Genomic DNA, 12,715 nt, shown 5'->3' with positions numbered 1-12,715 from the left:
GATCGATCCGGGCGCAGCGCCTACGGTTTGCTGCGCTGCACCTCCTCTCGCTGTGTTTGGCTGCGCCAAACGGTCGCTGCGCTCCCACGCCCGGATCAATCCCGCAACGAAGCCTTCCGATGTCGCCTTACAGATCAAGATCAAGAGCAGGCGAGCTGACACTCGGCCTATTGAGTGGTGAAAAGCACAGCGTGGCCGGCTTTGGATTGGTGGTGGATTTTTCCCTCACCCCAGCCCTCTCCCGAGGGAGAGGGAGCCGATCTGTGGGCTTTTCAAAACCTGAGTTCACCGCTGTATCGCACGTCGGCGTAGCTCTCCCAAACACTTCGGTCAGTCCCCTCACCCTCCGTGAGTAGAGGGAGATGGGCTGCTTTGTGTGCTTTTCAAAGCCTGAGTTCGACGCGGTATCGCATGTCGGCGTAGCTCTCCCAAACACCTCAATCAGTCCCCTCTCCCTCCGGGAGAGGGCTAGGGTGAGGGGCTCTTGATCTGGCTTTTGTTTTTGCTTTGGCTTCGGCTTTTGATTTTTTGCCCCATCGGCAGGCCGAGCGAAGGTGTTCATCCGGGGGTTAGGCGCGCAGCGCCATGCGGCGTAGCCGCATACATCGAGAGGAGGTGCAGCGAAGCCAACCGTAGGCGATGCCCCCGGATGGACACCGTAGCGAGGGAACACTGAGCCTCAGCGAAGTGCCGTACGCCAGGGGCAAAGCCTTTTGCTTACTTTTCGGCGTCTGGAAAAGTGAGTCGCTGTAAGAGCGAAACCGCCAGCGGCCGCACCCGAAAAAACGGATATGCCCCCAAACCCCAAACCCCAAAACGCAGACAAACAAAAACGCCCGGCATAAACCGGGCGTTCTGTATTGACTTGATTAACGAGCGCGGTAAGTAATGCGCCCTTTGCTCAAGTCATAGGGCGTCAGCTCGACGCGCACTTTGTCACCGGTAAGAATACGAATGTAGTTCTTGCGCATCTTGCCGGAAATATGCGCGGTTACGACGTGCCCATTTTCCAACTCCACACGAAACATGGTGTTGGGCAGGGTGTCGACGACAGTGCCTTCCATTTCGAAGCTGTCTTCTTTCGACATGCAGTAAAGCCCTCGGTATCCAATGAATGGCCCGGTGCAACTGCGCCAGGCAAAAGCGGCGTGCATTGTGCCCGAAAAATGGGGTTTACGCCAAGGGGTTTAGGGCTTGGGTTTAGTTGAGGATGACCCAGCGCTGATTAATCAGCAATTCGATGGGGCGATATTGCGTCTTGTAGTTCATCTTTTTGCAGTTTTTGATCCAGTAACCGAGGTACACCGCCTCAAGCCCCAACCGCTGGCTCTCGGCGATCTGCCAGAGGATGGCAAATCGGCCAAGGCTGCGGCGCTCTTCGGCCGGTTCGTAAAAGGTGTACACCGCCGACAAACCGTTAGGCAGCAAATCGGTCACCGCCACCGCGAGCAACCGTCCGTCGAGTCGGAACTCGTAAAAGCGCGAGAAGGGCAGATCGCGTACCAGAAACGTCGAGAATTGATCACGGCTCGGTGGGTACATGTCGCCGTCGGCGTGACGTTGTTCGATGTAGCGCTGGTACAGATCGAAATATTCTTCGCTGAACTGCGGTTTGGCCGGGCGCACCTGCAAATCGGTGTTGCGCTTGAAAATCCGCTTCTGCTGGCGATTGGGCAGGAACTGCGTCACCGGAATGCGCGCAGGCACGCACGCATTGCAGTTCTGGCAATGCGGCCGGTACAGATGATCGCCACTGCGACGAAAGCCCATTTCCGACAGGTCTGCGTAGACATGCACATCCATGGGCTGACTCGGATCGAGAAACAGGGTCGTGGCCTGCTCCTCGGGCAGATAACTGCACGAGTGAGGTTGAGTGGCATAGAACTTCAAACGCGCCAACTCGGTCATGATCAACCCTCGGGATAAGCTGGTGAATTAAGTGTAAGCCACGCGCGCAAAAGTCGCTCAGCAAACCCAGGTGGCACGATTGGGTTGATCCAGGTGGCGGGCCAGATAATCAGCGAATTCGAGGCGGGGAATCGCCCGGGCGCCGAGGCTGTGCAGATGATCGGTCGGCATCTGACAGTCGATCAGTACGAAACCCGAATCTTTCAGGTGGCGCACCAGCGTGGCAAAACCATATTTGGAGGCGTTGTCGGCGCGGCTGAACATCGATTCACCGAAGAACAGTTGGCCCATCGCCAGCCCGTAGAGGCCGCCGACCAGTTCACCCTGATCCCGGACCTCGACCGAATGGGCGAAGCCGCGGCGGTGCAGTTCAATGTAAGCGTTTTGCATCGCCTCGGTGATCCAGGTGCCGTCGGCATAGTCCCGAGGTGCCGCGCAGGCGCGGATCACTGCGTCGAAGTCCTGATCGAAGGTCACTTGATAACGCTTCTGGCGCAGCAGTTTGCCGAGGCTGCGCGAGACGTGCAGTTCGTCGGGAAACAGCACCGTGCGCGGATCCGGCGACCACCAGAGAATCGGCTGGCCCTCGGAAAACCACGGAAAGCAGCCATGGCGATAAGCCTGGATCAGACGGTCGGCCGACAGGTCGCCGCCCGCAGCGAGCAATCCATTTGGGTCGCGCATGGCCTTTTCCAGCGGCGGAAAAGTCAGGGAATTACGTTGTAACCAAGTCAGCATGGCATCCAGGCTTGCAGAAGGGGAGGGCAGTGCGGGCTGTCGGGCCCGCGATAAAGTGTGCCGTTAAATGAGCGGAATGTCGTCCAGATACTTCTCGGCATCGAGCGCGGCCATGCAGCCGGCCCCGGCCGACGTCACGGCCTGACGGTAGACGTGGTCGGCAACGTCGCCGGCGGCGAACACCCCGGGGATCTCGGTGGACGTGGCGTCGCCGTCGCTGCCACCCTTGACCCGCAGATAGCCGTCACGCATCGGCAACTGGCCCTGGAACAGATCGGTATTGGGTTTGTGGCCGATGGCAATGAACACGCCGGCCAACGGCAGATCGCGGGTTTCGCCAGTGTGGCTGTCGCGCAGGCGCGCGCCGGTGACGCCACTGGCATCGCCCAGAACCTCGTCCAGGTTCTGGTTCCAGTGCAGGCGCACGTTGCCGTTGGCGGCTTTTTCGAAGAGTTTGTCCTGGAGGATTTTCTCCGAGCGCAGTTTGTCGCGACGGTGGACCAGGTGCACTTCTTTGGCGATGTTCGACAAGTACAGCGCTTCCTCAACGGCGGTATTGCCGCCACCGACCACGGCGACCACCTGATTGCGATAGAAAAATCCGTCACAGGTCGCGCAGGCGGAAACACCTCTGCCGGCGAAGGCTTCTTCCGAGGGCAGGCCCAGGTACTGCGCCGAGGCGCCAGTTGCAATGATCAGGGCGTCGCAGGTGTAAGTGCCGCTGTCGCCGATGAGTTCGAACGGCCGCTGCTGCAACTTGGCGGTGTGGATGTGGTCGTAAACGATCTCTGTGGCAAAGCGTTCGGCGTGTTTCTGCATGCGTTCCATCAGCACCGGGCCGGTCAGGCCTTCGACGTCGCCGGGCCAGTTGTCGACTTCGACGGTGGTGGTGAGCTGGCCACCGGCCTGCAGACCGGAAATGACCACGGGTTTGAGGTTGGCGCGGGCAGCATAAACCGCGGCGCTGTAACCGGCCGGGCCGGAGCCAAGGATGATCAGGCGTGAATGCTTCGCTACGTTCATCAAATACACCTCATAAGCCTTTGTCACAAAAGGTAATGCATGCTCAAATTGAACCGCAGCTTCTGCGCGCTTGGCTATGCTAAACACTGGGTTGCGAAGCATGGCATCAGACGCACAAACCCGTACAATGCCGGGCTGTTACAGAATATTCGCTGTGCGCCGTGTTTATAAAAGCCGCAGCGCAGTGTTAAAAGTAGTCTCAGTTGTGCCCGTCAACTTTTTTACCTGCCTGGATTGGGCAGTTTTTTATCGTCATTCAATAGATGGACGCGCCTCGGGCGCAGGAAAAGTAGCGTTTTGAAGAAATCCACCGCAGCACCAAAAACAGTTGTTCCGCTCTGGCGCCAACAGTTGCACTACCGGCTCAAGGAAGGTGCATTGATCGCCATCGGCGCCTTGTGCCTGTTCCTGATGATGGCTTTGCTGACCTACGGCAAGGACGATCCGGGCTGGAGCCATAACAGCAAGATCGACGATGTGCAGAATTTCGGCGGCCCGGCGGGCTCCTACAGCGCCGACATTCTGTTCATGGTGCTCGGCTACTTCGCCTATATCTTCCCGCTGCTGCTGGCGATCAAGGCTTATCAAATCTTCCGTCAGCGCCACGAACCGTGGCAGTGGAGCGGCTGGCTGTTTTCCTGGCGCCTGATCGGTCTGGTGTTTCTGGTGCTGTCCGGCGCTGCGCTGGCGCATATCCATTTCCATGCCGCGACCGGTCTGCCGGCCGGCGCCGGTGGCGCGTTGGGCGAAAGCCTCGGCGACCTGGCGAAGAACGCGCTGAATATTCAGGGCAGCACTTTGCTGTTCATCGCACTGTTTCTGTTCGGTCTGACGGTGTTCACCGACCTGTCCTGGTTCAAGGTGATGGACGTCACCGGCAAGATCACCCTCGACCTGTTCGAGCTGTTTCAGGGCGCGCTCAATCGCTGGTGGTCGGCGCGTACCGAACGCAAACAACTGGTCGCGCAACTGCGTGAAGTCGATGATCGCGTGCATGACGTGGTCGCACCGACGGTCACTGACAAGCGTGAACAAGCCAAAGTCAAAGAACGCCTGATCGAACGCGAGCAAGCCCTGAGCAAGCACATGTCCGATCGCGAAAAACAGGTGCCACCGGTCATTGCTCCGGCGCCAGCCAAGGCCCCCGAGCCAAGCAAACGCGTACAGAAAGAGAAACAGGCGCCGCTGTTCGTCGACAGCGCGGTCGAAGGCACTTTGCCGCCGATCTCGATTCTCGACCCGGCAGAAAAGAAACAACTCAATTATTCGCCGGAATCCCTGGCAGCGGTCGGCCATTTGCTGGAGATCAAGCTCAAGGAGTTCGGTGTTGAGGTCACGGTGGATTCGATCCACCCGGGCCCGGTGATTACCCGTTACGAAATCCAACCGGCCGCCGGCGTAAAAGTCAGCCGTATCGCCAACCTGGCGAAAGACCTCGCGCGTTCGCTGGCGGTGACCAGTGTGCGGGTGGTTGAGGTGATTCCGGGCAAGACCACCGTCGGTATCGAGATCCCGAACGAAGACCGGCAGATCGTGCGCTTCTCCGAAGTGCTGTCGACGCCTGAGTACGACAACTTCAAATCGCCGGTCACCCTGGCGCTGGGGCATGATATCGGCGGCAAACCGGTGATCACTGACCTGGCGAAGATGCCGCACTTGCTGGTGGCCGGTACTACCGGTTCCGGTAAATCGGTGGGTGTCAATGCGATGATTCTGTCGATTCTGTTCAAGTCCGGCCCGGAAGACGCCAAGCTGATCATGATCGACCCGAAGATGTTGGAACTGTCGATCTACGAAGGCATTCCGCATCTGCTGTGCCCGGTTGTGACGGACATGAAGGACGCCGCCAACGCCCTGCGCTGGAGCGTGGCCGAGATGGAACGCCGCTACAAGCTGATGGCGAAGATGGGCGTGCGCAACCTGTCCGGCTTCAACGCCAAGGTCAAGGAAGCGCAGGATGCCGGCGAGCCGTTGAGCGATCCGCTGTACAAGCGCGAAAGCATTCACGACGAAGCACCGCTGTTGCAGAAGCTGCCAACCATCGTGGTGGTCGTCGACGAATTCGCCGACATGATGATGATCGTCGGCAAGAAGGTTGAAGAACTGATCGCCCGTATCGCCCAGAAGGCGCGTGCGGCGGGTATTCACTTGATCCTCGCCACTCAGCGACCATCGGTGGACGTGATCACCGGCCTGATCAAGGCCAACATTCCGACGCGTATGGCGTTCCAGGTGTCGAGCAAGATCGACTCGCGAACCATCATCGATCAGGGCGGCGCCGAACAACTGCTCGGTCACGGTGACATGCTCTACATGCCGCCCGGCACCAGCCTGCCGATCCGCGTTCACGGCGCCTTCGTTTCCGACGATGAAGTACACCGCGTGGTCGAAGCGTGGAAACTGCGCGGCGCCCCGGAATACAACGACGACATCCTCAACGGTGTCGAAGAAGCCGGCAGCGGTTTCGAAGGCAGCAGCGGTGGTGGCGACGGCGATGATCCGGAAGCCGACGCGCTGTATGACGAAGCCGTACAGTTCGTACTGGAAAGCCGTCGCGCCTCGATTTCCGCGGTACAGCGCAAGCTGAAAATCGGCTACAACCGCGCCGCACGGATGATCGAAGCCATGGAAATGGCCGGGGTCGTCACGTCGATGAACACCAACGGTTCGCGTGAAGTGCTGGCCCCGGGCCCGGTACGCGACTGATTGCAAACGCAAGAGGCGGGACAATGATGTGCCGCCGCTCTCCCAACGAGTATTCAAGAGGACTCCCATGCGTCTTATCCGCATGCTGCTGCCAGTATTGGCTCTGACCACACTCACGGCCCACGCCGATGACAAGGACGTGGCGCGTCTGACCCAACTGCTGGAAACTTCCAAGACCCTGAGCGCGAACTTCTCGCAGCTGACCCTCGACGGCAGCGGCACGCAGTTGCAGGAAACCACCGGCGACATGACCCTGCAGCGTCCGGGCCTGTTCTACTGGCACACCAATGCGCCGGCCGAACAGACCATGGTCTCCGATGGCAAGAAAGTCACCCTGTGGGACCCGGATCTGGAGCAGGCAACCATCAAGAAGCTCGACGAGCGTCTGACCCAGACCCCGGCACTGCTGCTGTCCGGTGATGTGTCGAAGATCAGCCAGAGCTTCGACATCAGCGCGAAAGAGGCGGGCGGCGTGATCGATTTCACCCTCAAGCCAAAAACCAAGGACACCCTGTTCGACAACCTGCGTCTGTCGTTCCGTAACGGTCTGCTGAACGATATGCAACTGATCGACAGCGTCGGCCAGCGCACCAACATCCTGTTCACCGGGGTCAAGGCCAACGAGCCGGTACCGGCATCGAAGTTCAAGTTCGACATCCCCAAGGGTGCCGACGTGATCCAGGAATAAACCCAAAACCCTGTGGGACAATGATCTGCTCCAGATCAAATAGAGGTTTCAACGCTACGTGATGGATCTGTTTCGCAGTGCACCGATTGCCCAGCCACTGGCCGCGCGTTTGCGCGCAACCAATCTGGATGAGTACGTCGGTCAGGAACACCTGCTCGCTCGCGGCAAGCCTCTGCGTGAGGCGCTGGAGCAGGGTGCCCTGCATTCGATGATCTTCTGGGGCCCGCCGGGCGTGGGTAAAACCACCCTGGCGCGATTGCTCGCGGAAGTCTCCGATGCGCATTTCGAAACGGTCTCGGCAGTACTCGCCGGGGTCAAGGAGATCCGTCAGGCCGTTGAAATCGCCAAGCAGCAGGCCGGCCAGTACGGCAAGCGCACGATTCTGTTTGTCGATGAAGTGCACCGTTTCAACAAATCCCAGCAGGATGCGTTCCTGCCGTACGTGGAAGACGGCACGCTGATTTTCATCGGCGCCACCACCGAAAACCCTTCGTTTGAACTCAACAACGCTCTGTTGTCGCGCGCCCGTGTCTACGTGCTGAAAAGCCTCGACGAAGCAGCGCTGCGCAAACTGGTGCACCGTGCGCTCACAGAAGAACGTGGCTTGGGCAAGCGCAATCTGACGCTTAACGACGAAGGCTTCCAGATGTTGCTGTCGGCTGCCGATGGCGATGGCCGGCGTCTGCTCAATCTGCTGGAAAACGCCTCGGATCTGGCCGAAGACAACAGTGAGATCGGCACTGAGTTGCTGCAAAGCCTGCTCGGCGATACCCGTCGGCGTTTCGACAAGGGCGGCGAAGCGTTCTACGACCAGATCTCGGCGCTGCACAAATCGGTACGCGGCTCCAACCCCGACGGCGCGCTGTACTGGTTTGCGCGAATGATCGACGGCGGTTGCGACCCGCTGTACCTGGCCCGGCGCGTGGTGCGCATGGCCAGCGAAGACATCGGCAACGCCGACCCGCGCGCGCTGAGCCTGTGCCTCGCGGCGTGGGAAGTGCAGGAGCGTCTCGGCAGCCCGGAAGGCGAGTTGGCCGTGGCCCAAGCCATCACCTATCTGGCCTGTGCGCCAAAAAGCAACGCGGTGTACATGGGCTTCAAAACCGCTTTGCGCGCCGCCGCTGAAAACGGCTCGCTGGAAGTGCCGCTGCACCTGCGCAACGCGCCGACCAAGCTGATGAAACAGTTGGGTTACGGCGACGAATACCGTTACGCCCATGATGAGCCGGACGCTTACGCCGCCGGTGAAGACTATTTCCCGGAAGAACTCGACCCCATCCCGTTCTATCAACCGGTGCCGCGCGGGCTGGAGTTGAAGATCGGCGAGAAGCTCAACCATCTCGCCCAACTCGATCGTTTAAGCCCTCGGCAACGGAGAAAATAGTGCTTCCATTGATCATTGCGGTCTCCGCCGGCGGCATGGCCGGCACCTTGTTGCGCTTCGCCACCGGCAATTGGATCAGCGCCAATTGGCCGCGGCACTTCTATACCGCGACGCTGGCCGTTAATATCGTGGGCTGTCTGTTGATTGGCGTGTTGTACGGCCTGTTTTTGATACGCCCGGAAGTACCGATTGAGGTGCGCGCCGGGTTGATGGTCGGCTTCCTCGGGGGGCTGACGACTTTTTCATCCTTTTCACTGGATACGGTGCGCCTGCTGGAAAGCGGGCAAGTGCCGCTGGCCTTGGGCTATGCGGCACTCAGCGTATTCGGCGGGCTGCTCGCGACGTGGGCTGGCCTGTCTTTGACCAAACTTTGATAACGAGAAACCGACATGCTCGATTCCAAACTGTTACGTAGCAACCTTCAGGACGTAGCGGACCGCCTGGCTTCCCGTGGCTTTGCCCTGGACACCGCGCGCATCGAAGCGCTGGAAGAACAGCGCAAGACCGTCCAGACCCGCACCGAAGCACTGCAGGCTGAGCGTAACGCGCGTTCCAAATCCATCGGGCAGGCCAAGCAGCGCGGCGAAGACATCGCGCCGTTGATGGCGGACGTCGAGCGCATGGCGGGCGAACTGAGCGCCGGTAAAGTCGAGCTGGACGCGATCCAGACCGAACTGGACTCGATCCTGCTCGGCATTCCGAACCTGCCGCACGAATCCGTGCCGGTCGGCAAAGACGAAGACGACAACGTTGAAGTGCGCCGCTGGGGCACGCCGACGGCTTTCGATTTCGAAGTGAAAGACCACGTTGCCCTGGGCGAGAAATTCGGCTGGCTGGATTTCGAAACCGCTGCCAAGTTGTCCGGCGCCCGTTTCGCTCTGCTGCGCGGCCCGATCGCTCGTCTGCACCGCGCACTGGCGCAGTTCATGATCAACCTGCACGTCAACGAGCACGGCTACGAAGAGGCGTACACGCCTTATCTGGTTCAGGCACCGGCACTGCAAGGCACCGGTCAACTGCCGAAGTTCGAAGAAGACCTGTTCAAGATCGCTCGCGAAGGCGAAGCCGATCTGTACCTGATCCCGACCGCTGAAGTGTCGCTGACTAACATCGTTGCCGGCGAAATCGTCGATTCGAAACTGCTGCCGATCAAGTTCGTCGCGCACACTCCGTGCTTCCGCAGTGAAGCCGGGGCATCGGGTCGCGATACGCGCGGCATGATCCGTCAGCACCAGTTCGACAAAGTTGAAATGGTCCAGATCGTTGAGCCTTCGACCTCGATGGAAGCGCTGGAAGGCCTGACCGCCAACGCCGAAAAAGTCCTGCAACTGCTCGGTCTGCCGTACCGCACCCTGGCGCTGTGCACCGGCGACATGGGCTTCAGCGCGGTCAAGACTTACGACCTCGAAGTGTGGATTCCGAGCCAGGACAAGTACCGCGAAATCTCCTCGTGCTCGAACTGCGGCGACTTCCAGGCCCGTCGCATGCAAGCGCGTTTCCGTAACCCGGAAACCGGCAAGCCTGAGCTGGTGCACACCTTGAACGGTTCCGGCCTCGCGGTCGGTCGTACCCTGGTGGCGGTGCTGGAAAACTACCAGCAGGCCGACGGCTCGATCCGTGTGCCGGACGTGCTGAAGCCGTACATGGGTGGCCTTGAGGTCATCGGCTAAATGAAATATCTGCCGCTGTTTCACAACCTGCGCGGCAGTCGTGTGTTGGTCGTCGGTGGGGGGGAAATTGCCTTGCGCAAATCCCGCCTGCTGGCCGATGCCGGTGCGCTGCTGCGGGTGGTCGCACCTGAAATCGAAGCGCAACTGCGTGAACTGGTCGTCGCCTCTGGCGGTGAATGCCTGTTGCGCGGTTACGTCGAGGCCGATCTGGACGGTTGCGGGCTGATCATCGCCGCCACCGACGATGAGACGCTCAATGCGCAAGTTTCCACCGATGCTCACAAGCGTTGCGTGCCGGTCAATGTGGTCGATGCGCCGGCCTTGTGCAGCGTGATCTTCCCGGCGATCGTCGATCGTTCGCCGCTGATCATCGCGGTGTCCAGCGGCGGCGATGCGCCGGTGCTGGCGCGCTTGATCCGGGCCAAGATCGAAACCTGGATTCCGTCGACTTACGGTCAGTTGGCCGGGCTGGCTGCGCGTTTCCGTAATCAGGTGAAGAGCCTGTTCCCGGATGTGCAGCAGCGTCGTGGCTTCTGGGAAGACGTGTTTCAGGGGCCGATTGCCGACCGCCAACTGGCCGGGCAGGGCGCTGAAGCCGAGCGTTTGCTGCAAGCCAAGATTGATGGCGAAGCCATGGTCACCACCGGCGAGGTGTATCTGGTTGGCGCAGGTCCGGGCGATCCGGATCTGCTGACCTTCAAGGCCTTGCGTCTGATGCAGCAAGCCGACGTGGTGTTGTACGACCGTTTGGTTGCGCCGGCGATTCTTGAACTGTGTCGTCGCGATGCCGAGCGGGTTTACGTCGGCAAGCGTCGCGCTGATCACGCCGTGCCGCAGGATCAGATCAACCAGCAACTGGTCGATCTGGCCAAGGCTGGCAAGCGTGTGGTGCGGTTGAAGGGCGGCGATCCATTCATCTTCGGCCGTGGCGGCGAAGAGATCGAAGAACTGGCCGCTCACGGCATTCCGTTTCAGGTGGTGCCAGGTATCACAGCGGCCAGCGGTTGCGCGGCGTATGCCGGGATTCCGCTGACCCATCGTGATCACGCGCAGTCGGTGCGCTTTGTCACCGGGCATTTGAAGGACGGTTCCACCGATCTGCCATGGGCCGACCTTGTCGCGCCGGCGCAGACGCTGGTGTTCTACATGGGCCTGGTCGGGCTGCCGGTTATTTGCGAACAACTGATCAAACACGGTCGTTCAGCGGACACCCCGGCGGCATTGATTCAGCAGGGCACCACGGTCAATCAGCGGGTTTTCACCGGCACGCTGGCCGATCTGCCGCGATTGGTGGCGGAGCATGAAGTGCATGCGCCGACACTGGTGATTGTCGGTGAAGTGGTGCAACTGCGCGAGAAACTGGCGTGGTTCGAAGGGGCTCAGGCGCAAGTCTGAAAAACCGAGTCGCCCCCAATCGCTGGCAAGCCAGCTCCCACAGGTTTTGTGTTGAAGCTACAATCTTCAGTACCACCAAAATCCCTGTGGGAGCTGGCTTGCCAGCGATGGGGCCCTCAAAAACAATACAAATCTCAGCCCCGGCGCCAAACCCCTTTGCTGCTCAACCGCGCACGATCATGGGCCACGGTAAAGTCCTGCGCCGGCCCCTTCGGCACAACCCCTGTCGGGTTAATGGTCTTGTGACTGCCGTAGTAGTGATTCTTGATGTGCTGGAAGTCCACCGTCTCGGCAATCCCCGGCCACTGATACAGCTCACGCAACCAGTTCGACAGATTCGGGTAATCGGCGATCCGTCGCAGGTTGCACTTGAAGTGCCCGTGATAGACCGCGTCGAAACGAATCATCGTGGTGAACAGACGCACGTCCGCTTCGGTCAGGTATTCGCCGGTCAAATAGCGGTTGGCGCCTAACACGCGCTCCAGATGATCGAGTTCGGCAAACACCTCATCGAACGCTTCTTCATAAGCCTGTTGCGACGTTGCAAAGCCTGCGCGATACACGCCGTTGTTCACGGCTGGATAAATACGCTCGTTCAACGCATCAATTTCTTCGCGTAACGGCGCAGGGTAGAAATCGAGATCGTTGCCAGTCAAACCATCGAATGCGCCATTGAACATGCGGATGATTTCCGCCGATTCATTGCTGACGATACGCTTGAGCTTTTTGTCCCACAGCACGGGCACAGTGACGCGACCCGTGTAATCGGCAGTGTCGGCGGTGTACCGCTGATGCATGAAGTCGAAGCCGTCGAGTTTGTCGCCGGTCGAGCCGTGGGTCTTGTCGAAGGTCCAGCCGTTTTCCAGCATCAACCAACTGACCACCGAAACGTCGATCAGACTTTCCAGGCCCTTGAGCTTGCGCAGGATCAGCGTGCGATGCGCCCACGGGCAGGCGAGAGAAACATAGAGGTGATAGCGCCCGGCTTCAGCGGCAAAACCGCCTTCACCGCTCGGGCCGGGCTGGCCATCGGCGGTGACCCAGTTGCGGCGCTTGGCCTGTTCGCGCTGGAACGCGCCGTCCTTGCTGCTTTCGTACCACTTGTCCTGCCAGTGGCCATCGACGAGTAAACCCATGATCAAGACTCCGTAAACCAATAATCGTTGGAGTCGAGTCTATTCCGATGAGTTCGAACAAAAAGCG

At 59.8% G+C, this 12,715-nt stretch carries 11 protein-coding genes; 6 read left to right on the top strand and 5 right to left on the bottom strand.

Annotation, left to right across the window (positions count from 1 at the left end):
- Positions 1-869 precede the first annotated feature (869 nt).
- The 4 genes from infA to trxB all read right to left on the bottom strand — a co-directional run bounded on the left by infA (position 870) and on the right by trxB (position 3,669).
- The gene (gene infA / locus WA225_RS05110; protein WP_002553999.1) at positions 870-1,088 is read right to left on the bottom strand and encodes a translation initiation factor IF-1; all 219 of its coding nucleotides are present in this window, start codon (positions 1,086-1,088) and stop codon (positions 870-872) included.
- Positions 1,089-1,200: 112 nt separating this feature from the next.
- The gene (locus tag WA225_RS05105; RefSeq protein WP_422607105.1) at positions 1,201-1,908 is read right to left on the bottom strand and encodes an arginyltransferase; all 708 of its coding nucleotides are present in this window, start codon (positions 1,906-1,908) and stop codon (positions 1,201-1,203) included.
- A 57-nt stretch (positions 1,909-1,965) separates the two neighbouring features.
- Positions 1,966-2,646, bottom strand: coding sequence for a leucyl/phenylalanyl-tRNA--protein transferase (aat, locus tag WA225_RS05100; protein WP_422607104.1), 681 nt, complete (start codon positions 2,644-2,646; stop codon positions 1,966-1,968).
- Positions 2,647-2,709: 63 nt separating this feature from the next.
- Positions 2,710-3,669, bottom strand: coding sequence for a thioredoxin-disulfide reductase (gene trxB, locus WA225_RS05095; RefSeq protein ID WP_422607103.1), 960 nt, complete (start codon positions 3,667-3,669; stop codon positions 2,710-2,712).
- 297 nt (positions 3,670-3,966) lie between these two features.
- On the opposite strand from trxB, the gene WA225_RS05090 reads away from it, so the two are divergent.
- The 6 genes from WA225_RS05090 (at position 3,967) to cysG (ending at position 11,512) form a co-directional block, all read left to right on the top strand.
- Complete coding sequence (locus WA225_RS05090) at positions 3,967-6,375, top strand: DNA translocase FtsK (RefSeq protein ID WP_422607102.1); 2,409 nt, start codon at positions 3,967-3,969, stop codon at positions 6,373-6,375.
- 67 nt (positions 6,376-6,442) lie between these two features.
- Positions 6,443-7,063, top strand: coding sequence for an outer membrane lipoprotein chaperone LolA (lolA, locus tag WA225_RS05085; RefSeq protein WP_008087013.1), 621 nt, complete (start codon positions 6,443-6,445; stop codon positions 7,061-7,063).
- 61 nt (positions 7,064-7,124) lie between these two features.
- A complete protein-coding gene (locus tag WA225_RS05080) occupies positions 7,125-8,447 on the top strand; it encodes a replication-associated recombination protein A (RefSeq protein WP_422607101.1) in 1,323 nt (440 codons plus the stop codon).
- A complete protein-coding gene (gene crcB, locus WA225_RS05075) occupies positions 8,447-8,821 on the top strand; it encodes a fluoride efflux transporter CrcB (RefSeq protein WP_422607100.1) in 375 nt (124 codons plus the stop codon). The genes WA225_RS05080 and crcB overlap by 1 nt, the downstream gene beginning before the upstream one ends.
- A gap of 15 nt (positions 8,822-8,836) precedes the next feature.
- Positions 8,837-10,117 (top strand): serine--tRNA ligase, encoded by a 1,281-nt coding sequence (serS, locus tag WA225_RS05070; RefSeq protein ID WP_007908080.1) that lies wholly within the window; start codon positions 8,837-8,839, stop codon positions 10,115-10,117.
- Positions 10,118-11,512 (top strand): siroheme synthase CysG, encoded by a 1,395-nt coding sequence (cysG, locus tag WA225_RS05065; RefSeq protein ID WP_422607099.1) that lies wholly within the window; start codon positions 10,118-10,120, stop codon positions 11,510-11,512. It begins immediately after the preceding gene.
- A gap of 134 nt (positions 11,513-11,646) precedes the next feature.
- Here cysG and WA225_RS05060 read toward each other — a convergent pair whose 3' ends face one another.
- The gene (locus tag WA225_RS05060) at positions 11,647-12,648 is read right to left on the bottom strand and encodes a glutathione S-transferase family protein (protein ID WP_422607098.1); all 1,002 of its coding nucleotides are present in this window, start codon (positions 12,646-12,648) and stop codon (positions 11,647-11,649) included.
- Positions 12,649-12,715 lie beyond the last annotated feature (67 nt).

It is taken from the genome of Pseudomonas sp., from assembly GCF_049300855.1.
Classification (GTDB): Bacteria; Pseudomonadota; Gammaproteobacteria; order Pseudomonadales; family Pseudomonadaceae; genus Aquipseudomonas.
This window is presented reverse-complemented; position numbering and strand designations above follow the sequence as displayed.

Coding starts and splice junctions, on each gene's coding strand:
- infA (WP_002553999.1), bottom strand. CDS start 1,088: ATGTCGAAAGAAGACAGCTTCGAAATGGAAGGCACTGTCGTCGACACC.
- WA225_RS05105 (WP_422607105.1), bottom strand. CDS start 1,908: ATGACCGAGTTGGCGCGTTTGAAGTTCTATGCCACTCAACCTCACTCG.
- aat (WP_422607104.1), bottom strand. CDS start 2,646: ATGCTGACTTGGTTACAACGTAATTCCCTGACTTTTCCGCCGCTGGAA.
- trxB (WP_422607103.1), bottom strand. CDS start 3,669: ATGAACGTAGCGAAGCATTCACGCCTGATCATCCTTGGCTCCGGCCCG.
- lolA (WP_008087013.1), top strand. CDS start 6,443: ATGCGTCTTATCCGCATGCTGCTGCCAGTATTGGCTCTGACCACACTC.
- WA225_RS05080 (WP_422607101.1), top strand. CDS start 7,125: ATGGATCTGTTTCGCAGTGCACCGATTGCCCAGCCACTGGCCGCGCGT.
- serS (WP_007908080.1), top strand. CDS start 8,837: ATGCTCGATTCCAAACTGTTACGTAGCAACCTTCAGGACGTAGCGGAC.
- cysG (WP_422607099.1), top strand. CDS start 10,118: ATGAAATATCTGCCGCTGTTTCACAACCTGCGCGGCAGTCGTGTGTTG.
- WA225_RS05060 (WP_422607098.1), bottom strand. CDS start 12,648: ATGGGTTTACTCGTCGATGGCCACTGGCAGGACAAGTGGTACGAAAGC.